At 58.7% G+C, this 18,882-nt stretch carries 17 protein-coding genes; 12 read left to right on the forward strand and 5 right to left on the reverse strand.

Features of this window, described 5'->3' with window-relative positions:
• Positions 1-66: 66 nt before the first annotated feature.
• From KF841_05785 to KF841_05835, 11 genes are all read left to right on the forward strand, one after another.
• Positions 67-606, forward strand: a complete 540-nt coding sequence (locus KF841_05785) for a type II secretion system protein (protein MBX3394858.1) — start codon at positions 67-69, stop codon at positions 604-606.
• Positions 607-1,344 (forward strand): prepilin-type N-terminal cleavage/methylation domain-containing protein, encoded by a 738-nt coding sequence (locus KF841_05790; protein ID MBX3394859.1) that lies wholly within the window; start codon positions 607-609, stop codon positions 1,342-1,344.
• Positions 1,345-1,402: 58 nt separating this feature from the next.
• Positions 1,403-2,611, forward strand: coding sequence for a hypothetical protein (locus KF841_05795; protein ID MBX3394860.1), 1,209 nt, complete (start codon positions 1,403-1,405; stop codon positions 2,609-2,611).
• Between the two features lie 16 nt (positions 2,612-2,627).
• A complete protein-coding gene (locus KF841_05800) occupies positions 2,628-2,957 on the forward strand; it encodes a hypothetical protein (protein ID MBX3394861.1) in 330 nt (109 codons plus the stop codon).
• 50 nt (positions 2,958-3,007) lie between these two features.
• A complete protein-coding gene (locus KF841_05805) occupies positions 3,008-3,652 on the forward strand; it encodes a prepilin-type N-terminal cleavage/methylation domain-containing protein (GenBank protein MBX3394862.1) in 645 nt (214 codons plus the stop codon).
• Positions 3,653-3,703: 51 nt separating this feature from the next.
• Positions 3,704-4,849 carry a pilus assembly protein PilM gene (gene pilM, locus KF841_05810; protein ID MBX3394863.1) on the forward strand — a complete coding sequence of 382 codons (1,146 nt, stop codon included), beginning with the start codon at positions 3,704-3,706 and terminating at the stop codon, positions 4,847-4,849.
• A gap of 207 nt (positions 4,850-5,056) precedes the next feature.
• The gene (locus KF841_05815) at positions 5,057-5,623 is read left to right on the forward strand and encodes a PilN domain-containing protein (protein MBX3394864.1); all 567 of its coding nucleotides are present in this window, start codon (positions 5,057-5,059) and stop codon (positions 5,621-5,623) included.
• On the forward strand, positions 5,620-6,189 hold the full coding sequence (locus KF841_05820) for a hypothetical protein (protein MBX3394865.1): 570 nt from the start codon (positions 5,620-5,622) through the stop codon (positions 6,187-6,189). Before KF841_05815 ends, KF841_05820 begins: the two co-directional genes overlap by 4 nt.
• Positions 6,190-6,204: 15 nt before the next feature.
• A complete protein-coding gene (locus KF841_05825; GenBank protein ID MBX3394866.1) occupies positions 6,205-6,894 on the forward strand; it encodes a hypothetical protein in 690 nt (229 codons plus the stop codon).
• Between the two features lie 94 nt (positions 6,895-6,988).
• Positions 6,989-7,942, forward strand: coding sequence for a DMT family transporter (locus KF841_05830; GenBank protein ID MBX3394867.1), 954 nt, complete (start codon positions 6,989-6,991; stop codon positions 7,940-7,942).
• Positions 7,943-8,078: 136 nt separating this feature from the next.
• Positions 8,079-9,596 (forward strand): proprotein convertase P-domain-containing protein, encoded by a 1,518-nt coding sequence (locus KF841_05835; protein ID MBX3394868.1) that lies wholly within the window; start codon positions 8,079-8,081, stop codon positions 9,594-9,596.
• Between the two features lie 67 nt (positions 9,597-9,663).
• Here the strand turns inward: KF841_05835 and KF841_05840 are convergent, their stop codons facing one another.
• The 5 genes from KF841_05840 to KF841_05860 form a co-directional block, all read right to left on the reverse strand.
• Positions 9,664-10,185: a DUF4405 domain-containing protein gene (locus KF841_05840; GenBank protein MBX3394869.1), complete on the reverse strand. Its 522-nt coding sequence runs from the start codon at positions 10,183-10,185 to the stop codon at positions 9,664-9,666.
• Between the two features lie 38 nt (positions 10,186-10,223).
• Complete coding sequence (locus KF841_05845) at positions 10,224-10,994, reverse strand: cytidylate kinase-like family protein (protein ID MBX3394870.1); 771 nt, start codon at positions 10,992-10,994, stop codon at positions 10,224-10,226.
• 124 nt (positions 10,995-11,118) lie between these two features.
• Positions 11,119-12,108, reverse strand: coding sequence for a dihydroorotate dehydrogenase-like protein (locus KF841_05850; protein ID MBX3394871.1), 990 nt, complete (start codon positions 12,106-12,108; stop codon positions 11,119-11,121).
• Between the two features lie 48 nt (positions 12,109-12,156).
• Positions 12,157-15,792: a pyruvate:ferredoxin (flavodoxin) oxidoreductase gene (nifJ, locus tag KF841_05855; GenBank protein MBX3394872.1), complete on the reverse strand. Its 3,636-nt coding sequence runs from the start codon at positions 15,790-15,792 to the stop codon at positions 12,157-12,159.
• 281 nt (positions 15,793-16,073) lie between these two features.
• On the reverse strand, positions 16,074-17,789 hold the full coding sequence (locus tag KF841_05860) for a hypothetical protein (protein MBX3394873.1): 1,716 nt from the start codon (positions 17,787-17,789) through the stop codon (positions 16,074-16,076).
• 384 nt (positions 17,790-18,173) lie between these two features.
• Between KF841_05860 and KF841_05865 the strand changes: the two genes are divergently transcribed.
• The gene (locus KF841_05865) at positions 18,174-18,797 is read left to right on the forward strand and encodes a hypothetical protein (protein ID MBX3394874.1); all 624 of its coding nucleotides are present in this window, start codon (positions 18,174-18,176) and stop codon (positions 18,795-18,797) included.
• Positions 18,798-18,882 lie beyond the last annotated feature (85 nt).

The following is an 18,882-nucleotide window of genomic DNA, read 5'->3' on the forward strand; positions in this document are numbered from 1 at the left end:
AATCGTGCCACCGGTCCGCATCGAATCGTATGGTTGCATTACCGCGAAACGACGAGAGGATTGCGGATGACCACGACGAAGAATCAACACATTCGGAACACAACGTTCGCCGGATTAAAACGCCGCCGCGCATTCACCTTCGCGGAAGCGCTGCTTGCGTCGACCATTCTCGCGATCATCGCGACAACCGCGACGCTTCCCTTCTCCGCAGGAACGCAAAGCGCCAAGGAAGCCCAAAAGCTCGAACGGGCCGTGGAACTGGCTGAATCCATGATGGAGGAGATCCTCGCACGCCCGTTCTTCGCGCCCGGTCAGAGCGCGCCAACGCCCGGTCCGGACTCGGGCGAGACGGTACGACTTGCGTATGACAGCATCGACGATTTCAGCGGATATTCGGAAAGCGATCAGGTCCTCCGCAACTACAAGGGCGGGGCGATCAACGATCCGGACGTCCAGGGCTTCTGGCGACAGGTGTCGGTCGATTATGTGTCGTATCCTGACCAGCAGCCCGGTGACACGGACAGCATCATGCATGTCCGTGTGAAGGTGTATTACAAGTCCGCGTTACAGGTCACGCTCGATCGCGTCGTCACGAGGGATGACTGAATGCCTCAAAAAATCACAAAAATTGCGATGAAACGAGCATTTACGCTGATCGAAATGATGCTTGCGGCATCTGTCACGGCGCTGACGGCGACCGCCGGCGCGACCATGATTTATGCCATCAGTTCGTCGGCCACGCAGACCCGCGACTACCGCACCCAGCGATCGGAGGGGCATTATGCTCTGAGCATGATCGGGAGGACGATTCGGCAGGCCCGCGCGATCGGCTATCTCAACGGCGACAGCATGTCACTCTGGCTGCGGGATTCGAACGGCAATGACACGGTCGATATTGAAGAAATGGGTCGAATTTACTTCGATTCATCCAACCACGCCGTCCTGTTTGACTACTTCGACAATTCCGAGGTGACGGGACTGGGCGCATTGGCATTCAATCAGCTCTTCACACCTTCGGATGTCGCGACCGTCATGAATGTCACGCAGCGAAAGACCGTGGCGCTGGCCAAAGGCGTTGATTCGCTCCAGTTTGACGGCCATCCAGACAGCGTTGAAGTTCGCATGGTGCAGATGCGTCTGACGATGTCGGTCAATGGAGAGTCACTGACCTTCCATCATGCCGCCTCTCCGAAGGCCTCGGGCGACTACCTGTTCTTCCGTGAGACATCGGTTCCGGTGAGCGACACTTCGACGAGGGTGCTTCGAAAAAAGAAGACGGCATGGGACGGGTTTTCGTATCTCGGCACACTGACACCGGCCGGAAGCAAGACGCCGACCAAGTGATCGAACGCAGCCGGTAACACGCCACGAGGGCGAATCACGCCGCAGGAGGCGATTCGAAATGAGCGCGAACGAACGAACAAATCTTCCCGAATCGAGGCGACCACGGTCGCCGCTCGCTCGCCGGGCCTATGTCCTGATCTTCGTGCTGGGACTGGCGACGGTCGTGAGTTCCCTCGGGATCGCCTATATCCACGCAAACAACACCGCGATGCCCGCGGCGATGAATCGGTACTATGCGTCGCGCGCGCAGTACCTCGCCGAGTCGGGATTCGATCTTGCGAAGCATTACCTGCTGTATCCGCCATCGTCCGTGCCTTTCGACGGATTCTGGGCCGGCGGAAACCTCATCTCGATCGATGGCGGCAATGACTTCACCAATGTCATGGTCACGAAGGATCCGAAGCATCCGCTGGGATACCGGGTCTTCTCTGTCGGAGCCGCCAACGATTCGGCAGGGGAACTACGTTCGAAAAAAGGCGTGCAGGCGGACGTGATACTCCCCGAGTCAAACATGTGGAAATTCAATTACGCCTTGCTCAGCAGCTCCGCAGCATTGAGCATTCCTGCCGCGGTGACGGTGAGGGGCAATCTGCATGGTAACGGTTCGGTCACGGGCATGGGCAATTGCACGGGCGACGTTTCGGCCAGCCTGAGCGCTACGTGGCCCGGAGGCGGTCCGCCGACGTCGGTGAAATCCTTGCAGCCGACGGTTACATTGCCGGCGTCGACCAATTCGCCGTACTTCACTTATACGATTCGCGGCAAGACCTATACGGCTTATGAGTACACGTCCAATCGAATGTCTGCATCGGACGCCCTCGCGCTGAATCAGATTGACATGTCGGCGACAAATCCCGGTCGAATCATCCGGACTCCCAACGGCAATTTTCGACTTCAAAACGGAGCCCAGGTCGACGGCACAATTCTCGTATCGGGCGGGAATCTCGAGGTCGAACTGGGCATCGTTGTCACTGCGCGTCCCAACTTTCCGGCGGTTATCTGCACGGGGAATATCGAAGCAAGAGGCAGCGGTGATGGAGTCTCCGTTACAGGTGCAGTGATTTGCGGCGGAAATATCACAGACAAGAACAATGGTAACGTCGTGATCAGCGTGCGCGGCGCCACGGTTGTCGGCGGCTCGGTCATCGTGAACGGGAAGAACAGCATGGCTGAATTCATCTGGGATGCCGATCGCAGCCGTTTTTATAATTTTGAAACCGCCGGCACACGTGAACCGGCCACAGTTCTGAACTGGACCGAGTATTGACAAGGAAATCGCTCCTATGAGGAAAGTCGTTTCCATTTCGGACGATCGCGCGTCGCGCCTGTTTCGAATCTCAGTGGTGGCGTTGCTCGCGGTGATCGCCGTTGCATTATGGGACAGCCGACCGTCATTGCTGCCGCAGGCCGTGGGACAGATTCCGGACACCGCGTTGCAGCGTAAGCAGATGGTGGATGAACAGCGGACCACCAATCAGTTATTGGCCCGTATCCTGAAGCACCTGGAAACGAAGCCGATCAAGACGCGGGCCGCAGGCACCGATGACTTCAATGATGCAGGCGAGCGACCCGACGCCGCGCGGAGTCCGTTTGCGGGCAGACCATCGCGGTAGTGCCCGATATGGCGGCCGGGCAACGCTCGGACGGAAGGGGGAATGCCGATATGAGAATGCGCGTCGCATTTACATTAATGGAGTTGATGATCGTGGTGGCCATCGCGGCGATCATTTTCGTGGCGTCGGTGACGGGAGAGGATTCGACCGAGAATGAGAGTATCAAGCAGTTCACCGAGAAGCTTGATGGTGACGTCAGCTATGCACGAAGTCTTTCGATCGCTAATCCGCTCGATCCGGTGGTTGTGAAAGTCGATCCGGAATCCGACAAGTACTGGCTTGCCAAGAAGGCGGCTCCGGACACACCGATCGCCAACCCGGCTGATAAAAAGCCGTACGTCGTCGCGCTGGGACAAAACCCTCAGGCCAAGGGCATCATGCGACGCCTTTCGATTGCGGCGACCGATCTCGGTGATGACAAGATGCTTGAATTTGATTCGATGGGGACTCTCAAGCGAAGCGACGCCGCAACGATCCGACTGGCCATCGGTGAGCGTGCCGTGGACATCCAGGTGGTGCCCCAGGCGAGCCGGACAACCAAGATCACTGCCTCGGTGGATGCGTTGGCGGATGATGGCAGCGGCAAGCTGGTTCGCGAGGAGTCCGCGGACGGCGAAATCGCCACCGAAACCAACACCGCTGATGCGAACGACAAGGGACTGATTGAATCGATCCTGGGTGGTCTGGGGCTCTAGGGCGGGGATTGAACCGTTTTCGAAGACGCGATTCGGCTGTGGGAGGCCGCGGTGTTATTCAGGAATCGTCACAAACGGGGGCCGATCGGTTTGGACATCGGCGCGTCCGGTGTCCGGATGATTCAATTCGGCAGCGAGGCGGGTCAGCCTTCGGTTGTGGCGTCGGCTTTCTGCGACTTTCCCCGGGATCTTCCGGAGTCAACGGACATCAACGATGTCGTGCGGGAGACGATCGCCGAGGCGATGAGGCGCCACCCGTTCGAGGGTCGCGATGTCGTGACGTCGTTCGGCAACGGCGAATTTCAACTCAAGAATATCCGGCTTCCGCGAATGCCGCCGGATGAATTGTCGGCGGCGGTGGAATTCGAGGCCCGCGAGCGTTTTGACTTCAGCCGGTCACCCGCGCAGGTTCGGTATCTTCCGGTCGGGGAAGTTCGACACGGGAACGAACTGAAGGAAGAAGTCATTGTATTTGCGGCGTTTGAAGAGGTAGTCAACGCGCGACTCGAATTGCTCGAATCGCTTAAGCTGAACCCCGTGGCAATCGACCTGACGCCGTGCGCCGTGGCGCGCAGCTTCATCCGATTTCTGCGTCGCTCCGAAGACGCCAATGCCATTAATGTCTTCATTGATCTGGGCTATCGCGGGACGAATGTCATCATCACGCGCGGCGCGGAGATTTCCTTCCTGAAACAGATCGAAGTCGGCGGCATGCAACTGACGGATGCCGTCGCCAAGGCACTTTCGATCACTCCGCAGGAAGCAACCGAACTTCGCTTGAAAATCATGCGGGAACAAAGCGGCCGCCGTTCGGACGCCGGCGTGACCGTGCCGCACGAGGTCAAGGCCGCGGTGAGTGACGCGGTTCGGCCGTTTTCGGAGCGACTGGGCCGCGATCTTCAATTGTGCCTTCGGTACTTCGCGGTCACGTTTCGCGGCCAGAAACCGGAGACCCTGACGCTGGTGGGTGGAGACGCCCACGAACCGCAGCATTCGCAGGTGCTTGGCGAGGCGGTCAGCGTTCCCTGCACGATCGGCTACCCGCTTCGCGGGATGGGCGGTCTGGCGGGATTGAGCGGCCGAGATCGACGAACGACGCAGCCTGCGTGGGCGACGGCCTGCGGGTTGGCGCTGCGAAACTCGCCATGGGTGCGTACCGGAGCGCGAATGAGCGAACCGGTCGGCGCGGCGACCTAGCACGAGGTGCGACTGCCAGAGGCAATCGTGCGTCCGGCCTCGACGCATCGTCGTCCGGCCGCGCCGTTTTGAAATGGAACGAGAAGACAGGAAGCGTGACTCAGCTTGATAGACTGCGATTTCATCCCGAATTCCTACCATGACCGCCGCGCCGTCGCGCGCACGATTCGGCGACGTTCCGCATGTGTCGGTGGGATGATCGCGGTCATGTGCATCTGGCTGGTGGCGAATCATCGGCAACTGAGCGTGGCCGAGGCGATGCTTGCGGATGTGGAGTCCCAGCAATCCCAGTTGAAGCATTTATCGGAAGAGAAGCTGCAACTCCAGTCCGAACTGGCGGGCATCGTGACACACGAGCAGATGATCGGCCAGTTGGGCGATCGCGCCAGCTTGGTCATCGTTCTGGCGGACTTGTCTCGGAATATTCCGGAGAATGTGAAACTAACACGGGTCACGATGGATGCGACGTACCTGGCACCTTATCTCGTCCTCTCCGGCGGGCATCGCGATCCGGCCAGGAATCCGGTGTCTTCCAGTGTGCCGAGTCAGGAACAGTTGAATGGCCAGCGAACCGACCGCTTTGACATCCTGCGGCTGGAGGGTATTGCACTGGGGCCGGCGGACGTCATCGAATTTGCGTCGGCCCTCGAACGAAGCGGACTCTTCGCCGATGTCTATACCGAGGTGGTCGAATCCGGCGTGTGGTCCGGCCGAGCGGTTCGTAAATTCGCATTGCTGTGCGAGATCATCCCGCACGAGAGGTCGCGGCCATGAATGCAAGGAAACTCAACGCAACATTCATTGCGATCATCGTGGTCGTCTCCGGCGCGTTCGGGTCGCTCATGATGGTTCCCGGCCTGCGTGAACTGGAGAAACGCCGCGAAGCGATTGGCGCGGAGTTGAATGAAACGAAGCAGATTCAGGCTGTTGTGGCCGACATGTCGAGTCTTTATGCGGAAATTCTGCGCGTGCGGGGCAGGGATTTGACACTGTGGGAGCAGGTTCCCGCGGAGCCGCGATTCAGTGAGTTTCTGAACGGCCTGTCTCGCTGCCTGTCAGCGGGCGGCATCACGAAGTACGACGTCCAGCCGCAACTTGCGAGGGAGATTGACGCGACAAAGCTGCCGGAATCGCTGAATCTTATCGGGCAAATCGCCGTTCAGCCGGTCGAGTTGAAGTTCGATGCGGAATTCAAGCAGGTCTTCGAGCTGCTCGCGGAGATGGAAAGGCTAAATCGCCTGATTCATGTGGACCGGCTGCAGATGACCTGTGACGACAAGAATGCCGAGACTCTCCATGTAGAGCTGGTGCTACAGGCCTACTATCGGCGACCTGCGTGAGGATTCACCTTGGATATGTCGTTTGCGACATTGAAAGCTCAACTGGCCGCCGACAAGAAGAAGTCGGTCATCCTCTCCGTACTGCTTGCGGTGCTGCTGGCCGTCATCGTGCGAGCATTCGTTGCAGACGAATCTCCGGCGGAGGCCGAGGCGCTGATTCCTCCGGCATCAACGTCTGTCAGTGGCGTGTCGACACCGACCGTGCGGCCTACGACGGTGTCGATCGGCGGCGCTTCTGCGGCCGTCGGTCCGAACTCGTCAAGCGGCGCAGGAAATTACACCGTCGTGCGTCCGAAACGAACGAGTTCGAAGAAGATCGCCGTCGATGGCATGTCCCGCGAGATCGTCCGGGACCCCTTTGTTACGCCGTCGTGGAGTCGATTTCCGCAGGATTCCCAATCGACGGTCCAAGCGGACGGATCAGCCAATCCAGCGGTAGAATCGGGGCCGGGCATTCTCGATTCGATTCGAAAGCAGTTCAGTCTGTATCAAGACGCGCGTCGACAGACCGTTCGGAAGTTTGACGCGGAGATCGACGGTCTTGAGTTGCAGTCCACGATGACCGGGCAGAACCGCTCGGCCTACATTTCCGGTCGGCTGGTACATGAGGGCGATGAAATCGACGGATTCACTGTCGTGAACATTCGTGAACGGGAAGTCCACCTATCCAAGGGCGGGATTCATGGGCGGCTCAGAATGAAGTGACGGCAGGTCGGCCGCGCTGTTATTTGACTAACCGAGGATCGAGGTTTCCCGGAGGACGGGACGCAGGCGTGTTGACCCGATATAGTCTCGGGCCGTGACGCGGCCTGCATCACTACCGGCTCTGCTTTTCGTCGCGGTGCTTTCCATTGCGACCGCAGCGATTTTCATCAAGCTGTCGTCCGATGCCGCGCCGATTGTCATCGCCGCCGCCCGGCTTTCACTATCTGCGATCCTGCTTGTTCCGATCGCGCTCGCGCGGCGCGACGGCTCGGTCCGGTCCGGTGGTCGCAAGCGCTGGGGTGGCATCGGGCTGGCGGGCGTTTTCCTTGCCGCGCACTTCTTCTGCTGGATTACGTCGCTACGGCACACGAGTGTCGTCAGCTCGGTCGTGCTGGTCACGACCAATCCGATCTTTACCGGCATTGCTTCGTATTTTCTCTTCAAGGAACCGATTACACGCCCGCTGCTGTTCGGCATCCTGCTGGCCGTTGTCGGGGGCGGGACGATCGCCTATGCGGACGCCGGTCGCGATGCCGGCTCTGTGTATGGCAACGTCATGTCACTTCTCGGCGCGATCACCGCGTCGAGCTATTTTCTGGTGGGGCGAAGCGTTCGACGCGATGTTGACACGCTCAATTACGTTCTGCCGGTTTATTCGATCGCCGCACTTCTTCTGTGCAGCGGGGCGATGGTGCTGAGGGAACCGATTGCGGGACTTCGCACGTCGACTTATGTGTATTTCGTGCTGTTGGCGATCGTCCCGCAGCTTATCGGTCACAGTATTTTCAACTGGGCATTGAAATACATGAGTGCGACGATGATCGCGATCTGCATCCTAGGTGAGCCGATTGGCGCGACGATCATGGCGGCTGGTTTTCTTGACGAGTCAGTTACCGGAGAGCAGGCCGTCGGTGGGGCACTGATTCTCGCGGGCATATTTCTTGCTTCTCGTGGCTCGCCGCCGGCAGAGAGCGGATCGGATCGCCCCGAATTGGCCGTTGCGGGTTCCGGGTCGGCGGGTCCGTCGGGCCGGACGAATGGCGACTAGGGATTTCGGCCAGGTACTGCCCGGGGGGCGGTGTCCGCCATGGATTGGATTTTGGCATGACCGGGAGTTACAATGACGTGATCCTCCGCGGGGAACTTCTGAGGCCACACGTTCGCACGATTGGAAAAACCTGCGCATGCCTGATCGAATACGACCATCCTTCGCGGCCCTGATTCTGACCGTCGCGCTACTGGTCCTCGGGAGCAGGGCGGCGATGGCGCAGCCGACCGATATGATTGTAACCTACTGCGGGCCGGTGGACCCGGACAATAGCTTGATCCTGGATGATCCAACGGAGGTGCTGGAATCACTCCTGACTCTTCCGACGTCCGGCGTGATTCATGATCTCGATGTTCAGCTTGGCATCGAGCATTCCTGGGTTGGCGACCTGCGTGTTCATCTGATTCACTTCGAGACCGGTTCGTATGCTGTGCTGGTTGATCGACCGGGAAACCCAGCGTCGCCGGCGGGGTGTGGGAGCAATGACCTACTTGTTGTGCTGGATGATGACGGCTTCGGCGGCCCACTTGAAGATCAGTGCGGGGCATCGAGCGACGCGTCATTTCCGACATCGCCTCCGAACTTCACTCCGTATCAGCCGCTGAGCGCATTTAACGGCGAAAGCCTCGACGGCAACTGGCTTCTGAGCGTGACGGATCTTCGTCCCGGCAATTCGGGTCGGCTTGTTTCATGGTGCCTCCGAGCCAACCTCGGTTCCGGGGAGATTCGCTCCACCGTCTCTGCGGCGGCTGACAGCGGCGCAGATTTGTGCGCGCCGCAGTCCGATGAACTGGTTGTCGCTCCCGGCACGACGTTGCGATTCTGCTATGAGGTGGCGAATCCCGGCGAAGTCGGGTTTGATCGGCTATCGCTGAATAGTTCGTTGCATGGAGATGTGCTTGTCGATGAGCATATTCCGCTGGCGCCGGGTGCGGACTACCGGATTTCTCAACTCGCGACCATCACGGCCGATGTGGTTGTGACGGGGACATGGCAGGCGGGCATCGCGGACGCGAGCCTGACTTCGGACGATCAAATCACGATATTGATTGATTCCGACGGGGACGGGCGCGCCGATGTTCATGATCAATGTCCGGGAGGAGATGATTTCGTCGATTCGGATGGTGACGGCGTCGCCGACAGTTGCGACGGATGCCCGAATGATCCCGAGAAGACGGAGCCGGGCGTCTGCGGGTGCGGCATGCCCGAGACGGACTGCGGCGAGGTCGACAATTCCAACGATAATTCAAACTCCAACGACAACGCGAACGACAACACGAATCTCAACGGCAACAAGAACGACAACACGAATCTCAACGGCAATGACAATTCCAATTCGTCCGACGAGGGCAACGCAAACGACAACGTCGGCAACGACAATCTGAATTCGAACGGTAACGGGAATTCAAACCTGAACGGCAATACCAATCAGAATTCGAACGCCAACAACAATCAGAATTCCAACGTCGATTCCGGCGGCAACCAGAACACCAACTCCGGCAATCAGAATGGTGACGGGCCGGCAGGCTTGCCGTTTGAGGACTGCCTTTCCCATCTGAATTGCGGTGACGGTCTTTGCGGCGCGGGCGTGAATTTCTTCGCGGCCATCGCGGCCATGTTTCTTTTTGTGGCACGGAACCGTCGTACTCGTTGATTCACACCAAACGGTCGGTAAATCGGATTCACCTTGAAGTGATCAGGGTGTTCGCGTGAATCCAGATTCACCGACTCCGGCCCCGATTTCGGTGACGCCGCGTCCAATCCGGATTTGTATGATCCGCATCTTTTCGATCCTGGTCCATCGATTCGCCGATTGTCGCGTCTGCTGCCGTGATTCGTCCGCGGATTCCGCGTCCGCGTTCGTCCTGAACGCTCCTTGCGGCGGACCAGTAAAACGTGAGGATCGCGGCGGCCATAATGACCATTGTCGCGATACCAATCCAAAAACGGCGCTGCCGTGCGAGCGGACGTTTGGCGACTTGATCGCCGGTAATCGAGCGGCGTGCGACCTGACAAATCCACGCCCAATGCAGAATCACGTGAACGAGTATCAGTCCGAGCAACCCAACAGCCAACCAGAAATGCAGATCGCCCCAATCGTGCCGACCCCAGTTCCAAATTGACAGTCGGCCCCCTGTTCCCGGTGGGAGCAGGAACCGCACAAGAAATCCCGTGATCACCATGCCAAGGAAGACAATCAGCGTTACGAAGTCCACGCAGAAATTCAGTGTGTTGCGTTTCATGGCACTTCCTCGCGATCCGGCGGTCGAGACTGCGACTATTAAACGCGGGAGACGGTTGGTTTACGGGTGCGTGTCTCGTCGCTGGGGGCCTGCGCAGGGGACTCGATCACCGATTTTGCCCTAGCGGCGGTCAGGATTACCTCTGTCGCTTGATCTATGCTTAAGTGCTCCATGTTGATTACCAGGTCGAAACGCGATAGATCGTCAGCCGCGGTCTTGAAGTGGGTCTTCAAGAACCGCGTGCGATCGTGCTCGATTTCCTCGACCTGGCGGGCGGCATAATCGAACTCGATCCGATTGAGTCGTGCGAACTCCCGGATGCAATAGTCGCGGTTTGCGGTAAACCGCACGCGAAGTCCGAGATCGCGCGGCAGAATGAGATCCGCGGCCCGACCAAGGAAGATGGCGTGGCCCTTGCGCGCGAGTGCCGAGATGGTTGCACTGAGTCGATGGAAATAGTCTTCGCGATTGATGAGGCCTTTGGTCAAGGACATGACAAAATCCGAGAGCCAGTTCAGGTCTCGTTCATCCAGACTGGAGTAGATCTGTCGGCGATATTCCTCGTCACCCGACATAATCGCGAGAATCTCACGATCAAACATCGGCCAGCCCGTGGCTTCCAGCAGCTTGCAAGCGACCTTTTCGCCAGGCAGGCCGACGGCCCGCGAAATGCAGATGAACTGCTCAACCGGTTGCAGACCTGTCGAGACCGGATCGGCGCGTTTCTGCGATCTGGCGATTTCCCAATTACGCATCTGGCGTTCGACGAGATTACCGAGGCTCCCGTCGGCGGTGATTTGGCGTTTCATAGGGCACCTCTCATTGGAATCAACGTGCAAACGGCGCGCCGCAAGATGGGGCGCTGCGTCGGTGTACGAGAAGCTGCAAAATGCGCGATGGGCGCCGAGTTGGCAGATCGCCGCAGGGGCCGTCTCAGAAGTACCGGTTCAATGCAACCATGTAGTTGGCCCGCTCGAAGGCCGCCGGGTCGGGACAGGATTTCTGGCTCATGCTCCCCTTCATTTCTTCGATCGACTGATAATCGTGCTCGTTCATCCATTCGCGCATGTTCGCGAGAATTTCCGCGATTTCCCCGATTCCACGCTTAAGCAGGACCGAGCAGAGCTGGACAATGTCAGCGCCGGCCATGGTGAGCTTGAGCACGTCGATGGCGGTATGCACGCCAGTCGTTGCCGCGAGGTTCGCGCGAATTCGTCCATTCAGAATGGCGACCCATCGCAGCGGCAGGCGAATCGCTGACGGTGCGGAAAGCTGTAAGTTGGGCACGACGCTGAGTGACTCCAGATCGAAATCCGGTTGATAGAAGCGGTTGAAGAGGACAAGGCCGTTCGCCCCGGCCTCGTCGAGGCGCTGGGCCATCCAGGCCATTGAACTGAAATAGGGAGAGAGCTTCATTGCCACCGGGATATTTACAGCCGATTTCACCGCACTGAGAATCTCGATGTAGCGGTTTTCGATTTCGCGGCCGGAAACGAGTGGATCGGTCGCTACCTGATAGACGTTTAGTTCGAGCGCGTCGGCCCCAGCCTGCTCGATCATCTTCGCGTAGTCGGTCCAGCCGCCGACGGTCGAGCCGTTGAGGCTGGCGATGATCGGTATATCGACGGCCTGTTTGGCAGCTGCGACGTGTGACAAATATTCATCGGGGCCGAGAATGAACTGACTGACATTCGGGAAGTAATGCGTCGCTTCGGCGTAACTCTCCGTACCGAAGTTGAGATGGTGGTCCAACTCACGGGCCTCGTGACTGATCTGTTCCTCGAACAGTGAATACATGACAACGGCGGCGGCGCCGGCATCCTCAAGCCTGCGAATCGCCCCGACTTCGCGGGAGAGCGGGCTCGCCGACGGCACCAGCGGATTACCGAGTTTCAAACCCATGTAAGTTGTCGAAAGGTCCATCGGACTTCTCCGTTCCGGCAGCTGTGCGGACTTTCACCGGTTGGTCTATCAGGTTGCGGCGGTCACGCTGGGCTCCTTTTCGTTGACCTGACGTTCTGAGGAACTCGTATGTGCGACGGATTGCGCCGCGATCATTCCCATTGAGGCCATGCGTTCATACCGGGCATAGCGTTCGCGTGCGTCGCGCTCTCCGAGCGCGAGGAAGCGTTTCGCCTCTTTCGGCGCGCTCTTGGTCAACATCTTGAATCGGTTCTGACGATAGGCAAAGTCCGCGAACGGCGCCTTGGGAGGTCTTGAATCCAATTGCAGGGGGTTTTTTCCTGCTGCCGCTAGTCGCGGATCAAATCGCAAGAGCGGCCAATGTCCGCACTCCACCGCGGCGTTCTGAATGTCGAGCCCGTCGCGCATGTTGATTCCGTGCGCGATGCAATGACTGTATGCGACGATCAGCGAGGGGCCGTCGTAGCTTTCGGCCTCGTTCATTGCGTGAACCGACTGCATATCACTTGCACCTATCGCAATGGTTGCCACATAGACGTTTCCGTAACTCATGGCGATGAGTGGCAGGTCTTTTTTTGCAGCGGGTCTACCGGCAGCGGCAAACTTCGCCACGGCGCCGCGCGGCGTTGATTTTGAGCACTGTCCGCCGGTGTTTGAATACACCTCGGTGTCGAGGACGAGGATGTTCACGTTGCGGCCCGAGGCGAAGACATGATCCAGACCACCGAATCCGATGTCGTATGCCCAGCCGTCACCGCCGATGATCCAGACGCTTCGCTTGACGAGGGCGTCGGCCAGGGTCAGCAGTCGTGCCGCTTCCGGGTCCTTGCTTGATGCGAGCCGCTTTTTCAGTTCGGCCACGCGCCGACGCTGCGCGACAATTTCGGCTTCCGCAATCTGAGTTGCGTTAAGAATCTCGTCGGCCAGTTCGCCGCCGATCACATCGCGCAGACGATGGACCAGTTCCGTGGCGAACTCCATCTGCTTGTCGATGGCCAGGCGGAAACCAAGCCCAAACTCCGCATTGTCCTCGAAGAGCGAATTGCACCAGGCAGGGCCGCGGCCTTCCCGATTGAGGGCGTAGGGCGTTGTCGGCAGATTTCCTCCATAGATTGAGGAGCAGCCCGTCGCGTTCGCTATGACCATTCGATCGCCGAAGAGCTGTGTCGCGAGCTTGATGTAGGGCGTTTCACCGCAGCCGGTGCATGCACCAGAATACTCGAAGAGCGGTTGCAGGTATTGCGAACCCTTGACCGAATTTGCCTGGACTCGGTCCCGATCCAATTCCGGTATTTTCAGGAAGTAGTCGTAGTTCTTCGCCTCGGATTCGCGTAGCGGCGGCTGCGGCTGCATGTTGATGGCCTTGAGGCGGGTCTCTTTCTTGTTCTTCGCGGGGCAGGCCTCGACGCAGATGCCGCAACCCGTGCAGTCTTCAGGCGCGACCTGCACCGTCATGTTGAGTCCCTTGAATTCCCTGCCCTTGGCTGCGGTTGATTTGAAGGTTGGCGGGGCTGAGCCGAGCACATCGGGGTCGTAGGCTTTGAGGCGAATCGCTGCATGCGGACACACAATGCCGCATTTGCCACACTGGATGCACAATTCCGAATCCCACACCGGTATTTCGAGCGCGATGTTTCTTTTTTCCCATTGCGCCGTGTCCGTCGGAAACGTGCCGTCGGCCGGCATCGACTTCACGGTGAGAGCGTCTCCGCGGCCGGCAATGATCTCTCCCAGAACCGTCCGGACGAATTCCGGTGCACATTCCGCGACCGGCAGCGGCATCGCGGTCCGGCTGGTTGCGGCCGCCGGAATCTTCACTTCGAACAGATTCGCCAGGGTTTGATCGACGGCCTGGCAGTTTCTGGCCACGACGTCGTCACCTTTGGCGGAGTAGGTTTTCTTGATGGCATTCTTGATTGCCTGGATCGCGGCATCGCGTGGCAGCACGTTTGAGATGGCGAAGAAGCAGGTCTGCATGATCGTATTGATGCGCGAGCCCATGCCTGTTTCATGTGCCACGTTGTAGGCGTCGATGACGAAGAGCCGCACCTTCTTCTCGATGATCTGCTCCTGGACGCTTCGCGTCAGTCGGTCCCAGGTGCCATCTGGACCGTAAGGGCTGTTGAGAAGAAAGACCGCGCCCGGCGCGGCATTTGCGAGCATGTCATATCGTTCGAGAAAGACCCACTGGTGGCAGCCGATGAAATTGGCCTGCGAGATGAGATAGGTGGAGCGTATCGGCCTGGGACCGAATCGAAGGTGGGAGATGGTGATTGACCCGGCCTTCTTTGAATCGTAGACGAAGTAGCCCTGTCCGTAGTTTTCGGTATCCTCGCCGATGATCTTGATTGAGTTCTTGTTCGCGCCGACGGTGCCGTCGGCACCGAGGCCGTAGAACATGGCTCGGACTACGTCTTCCGGCTCTGTCGAGAACGACGCGTCGTGCTCAAGGCTGGTATGCGTGAGGTCATCACAGATTCCGACTGTGAAGTGGTTTTTTGGCTGAGGTTTCCCAAGGTTATCGAATACCGCCTTTGCCATTGCCGGGGTGAATTCCTTGGAAGACAGGCCGTAGCGGCCGCCGACGACGCGCGGCAGCGAAGCGGTTTCGAGCCTGCCGCTGGAATAGGCCTCGATCAAAGCCGTCTGTACATCCTTGTAGAGCGGCTCGCCTTCGGCGCCCGGCTCCTTGGTGCGATCCAGCACCGCGATGGCCTTGACGGTTCGTGGAAGTGCCACGAGAAAGGCATCATTTGAGAAGGGGCGATAGAGCCTTACCTTAAGGAGTCCGACTTTCTCGCCGTCGCGATTGAGATGCTCGATGGTCTCGTGGACTGTTTCGGCACCCGATCCCATCATGACAATCACGCGCTCTGCATCGCTCGGACCGACATAGTCGAACAGGCGATATTGTCTTCCGGTGAGTGCCGCAAACCGATCCATCGTCGCCTGTACGATTCCGGGGCAATCCGCGAAGAAGAGATTCGACGCCTCGCGTGCTTGGAAGAACACGTCGGGATTCTGCGCCGTGCCGCGAAGGACCGGCCGATCGGGCGACAGGCCGCGTGCCCGATGGGCGGCGACATATTTTTCGTCGATCATGGCGCGCATGTCGTCGTCCGTCAGTTCCTCGATCTTGGAGATTTCGTGCGATGTACGGAAGCCGTCAAAGAAATGAAGAAACGGAATGCGAGATTCGAGGGTTGCGGCTGTCGAAATCAGGGCGAGGTCCATCACCTCCTGTACCGAGCCGGAACACAGCATGGCCCAGCCGGTCGAGCGGCAGGCCATGACGTCGCTGTGATCGCCAAAAATGGAGAGTGCGTGCGTTGCAATGGTGCGCGCCGTGACATGAAAGACCGTCGGGGTCAGTTCGCCGGCGATCTTGAACATGTTCGGGATCATGAGCAGCAAGCCCTGCGACGCCGTGAACGTCGTCGTCAGGCAACCCGACTGAAGCACGCCGTGTACCGCACCGGCCGCACCGGCTTCGCTCTGCATTTCAACGACGGATGGAACCGTGGACCAGATGTTTTTTCGGCCTTCCGCGGTCCATTGATCCGCCCATTCTCCCATCGGAGAAGAAGGCGTAATCGGATAGATGGCGATGACCTCGCTGACTCCGTGTGCCACATGCGCCGCCGCCTGGTTTCCATCGATCGTGACCATCCGTCTTGAAGGCATCCGTTTCGCTCCCTCTGCACGACGCCACAGTCGATTGGCGGCCCCTGACGATTCGCGGTTGACTCGAAACGAATCTCAAGGTTGCATCACCGGGCGAATACGTCGTGCGATACCTCAGGGAGCAATCCACGTTCCGCGCGTAGGAGAGGTCCGGGAATTCTTCGGCGGGCTTGTTCGAAGGGCAGTGAGTGCTTCGTTGATGCTCCGGTGGCGCTTTGGGCAGACGTTCGTAACGGCTGAATCCTGATGGTGATGCGGATGCCGCCCCAAAGTTTTGCGGATTATTCCGCAGCAGAGAAGGCTGTGGGAGACGTTTGGAAGATTTCGAATTGTTCGTTCCGGAACACGGTTGCGAGGTGGTCAAGCTGCCCGCGATGACGGCGTCGGTCGATTACGAAATAGCGGATGCCGAATTCTTCTGTGAGTGATTCGACGCGTGCTGAGTCGGCTTCGGCGTACTTTTGGATGGCGTCGGGAAAATCTGCCACTGATCCGCCGGCCTGTCGGTCCTGTCGCCGCTTCCATTCAAGCTGGTGTGTAGGTGTCAGGGGAAAGCACTTGAAGTCGATGATGACCGATCGGCCGGTGGCCAGTCGAAAATGAAACAGGTCGGGGGGCACGGCGAAGGTGGCGTGTTCCGGCGTGGACGAGCGCACCCAGTCATAGAGCGCGGCTTCCTGTTGCGGCACGCGTCGCGTGAACATGTCCTGTCGCCAGAGTCCGGATCGTACGCCGAGCAGGGCAATGACGAAAAGCACAGCCCACGTGGCAATTGACGGAATCCACCGTTGGAGCTTTCCGCCTCGTATTGGGAATAGATTCGGCGTGGAGTCGATCATCCAGAGGGCCAGGCTCAACGCGGTAAGGCTCGCGATCAGCACGATGGCGCGGCGGTCCATTTCCGTCAAAGCCAGCAGTGTGATCACCGCGAGAATCGCGGGAAGCCCCTGCAACGGCCTCTGGGGGCCGGCTGCGACGAGCATTCCGATGCAGACATATGCGGCGATCGTCAGGTAGGGTGCGAATCGCCATGGAAAAACTGAGTTCGCAAAGTCGTTGCCGAACAGGATGATCGCGGCCGCACCGCATGCAACCACCACGGCGACGGCTGCGGCAACACGCCGGGCATTTGCGTTCACGCGGCGGCGAATCAGCGTCCACGCGAGACCCGCCGCCGCTATCACGAGAAAGTAGTCGGTCCATTGCCTTGCAGGCCATGTTGAAGGTGCGTAATGCAGTGGGGCATAGATGCGAAAAAACGTATCCTTTGCCACTGCCGAAGGCGATGGATCGATCAGGATTCGATAAAACATGTCGAGATGCGGGACCCAAGCAAGCACCCACGGTCCGAGAAGATGAGCTGCGACGAGAAGCCTTGCGCGCCGTTCGCTTGTCAGTTTCGGACGCGGCAATGCCGCGAGCGCGGCATAGATGACCCAAACCGGTCCGAGCAGCACCAGGTAGTTCGCATGTGCGGCGCAACCCACGGCCGCAACAATTCCACTCGCGAGTGTGCGCCCGTAAATCAACAGCACAAACGCAATCAAGACCATCACGCCCGCAAACACTGATGGCACGAAGTAGGGCAAAAGCAGGTTGCTGTGCCCCGGTCCATCCGATGGCATAAACGCGAACATTGCGAGAATTGCGGCATAGGCGATGAGCGGTCTTGGAGAGAACCTTGCGGCGAGAAAATAAATCGCCAGGGCTGCTGCAGTCGACGCGAGGCCGTTCAGAAGTCCGAGCGCGATGTTCAGGATGCCCGTGTTCTGGAGGGAACAGACAAGCCACCCGAAAAGCCCATGATGTTCTGGCGTTTGGGTTGTGAACCAGTCATTTGCCAAGAAATTGTTATCAGCCGCATGCATACCATGCAGCAGGTACTGCGCATGATTGCTGATTCCAACCTGCATTCCACAGTGCATCGCGAAGCCTACAGCAAGGCCGATAACGACCAAGGCGTTGATGCACATTTGCGATGATTTCGAGAGAGCCACGGCGCGCTGTTCGTCGCTTGCTGTTACCCGTGCACCTTGCTGGTCTTGGCGCGAGCACCCGCCGGGCACGTCGGATTGCACGACTGGTGAGCGGCAGAGCGGATTGGCGGCATGAGTTGGCATCCGGTGGATCGAACCTTGCGCGAACGCTCCGATGGGAAGTCGCCATGAAACGACATCGTTGGCGTGCGGACGAGCTTTCGTGATGATCGGCTATCGCGTCAGTCGGCGTTGGGATCATTGCGGCCTCTGTCGCTTTGTCGGACGTTGCGGGATAGCGAGAAAATCGGACGTGGAAATGCCGGTCTGAGAATTGATAATATCGAGGGGCGCGTGCGAATCTGATCTGATCGGCCTGGGTTCGCAGCCTGCGGGGGGCTTGATATGAAGCAGGATCGATCGACGGCAACAACTGTGCTGGTGTCGCTTCTGGCAGCCGGTGTCTATCCGCTGTTCCTGGTGTTGTCGACGCTCTATGTGTTACCCCTGTCACTCTGGAATCAACTCTTTGCAGATCGATGCACCTCGCTCGCCAGCGTCCGATCACGGGTGATTCACCGATCGCGCTGGTTCGTGCTCATCGATGTGATCGCGACAATCGTGACGTACATTGTGGCCGATCTGTTCCGCTGCGGTTTGTGGATGGGATGCGGTTGGCCGGAAAATGTGCCGGGCCATGGCAGTACCCAAAACATCCATCTGTTGATGCTGGGATTTCTGGTGTTCGCTTGGCCGTCGATCCTGTATTGGCTGGGTTGGTATCGCCCGCGACGTCGTACCATCACTTGGCGGATGCGGAACACGGTCGCTGCTGCTGGCATTTTGACATTGCTGATGTCGGCTGTTGCACTGGCGTCGTTTCGTGAGATTTATCCTCGCGCTCAGATCGGGCTGATGGTGGGATTATTGCCGATCATCACGGCCGTGATTCGCTTGATCGTTGAGTCACTGGAGCAGTTTGTCACTCGGCGGCATCGCGATCCGAATCGTCTTGATCCGGCCTGGTGAGCCGGTGCGTTACGCTCCGACAATGGTTTGTCGCCGATCGGCCAGATCATTGATATGTCGAGCGACGCAAGAGTAACACGGAAGT

Source organism: Phycisphaerae bacterium (genome assembly GCA_019636475.1).
Taxonomy (GTDB): Bacteria; Planctomycetota; Phycisphaerae; order UBA1845; family UTPLA1; genus JADJRI01.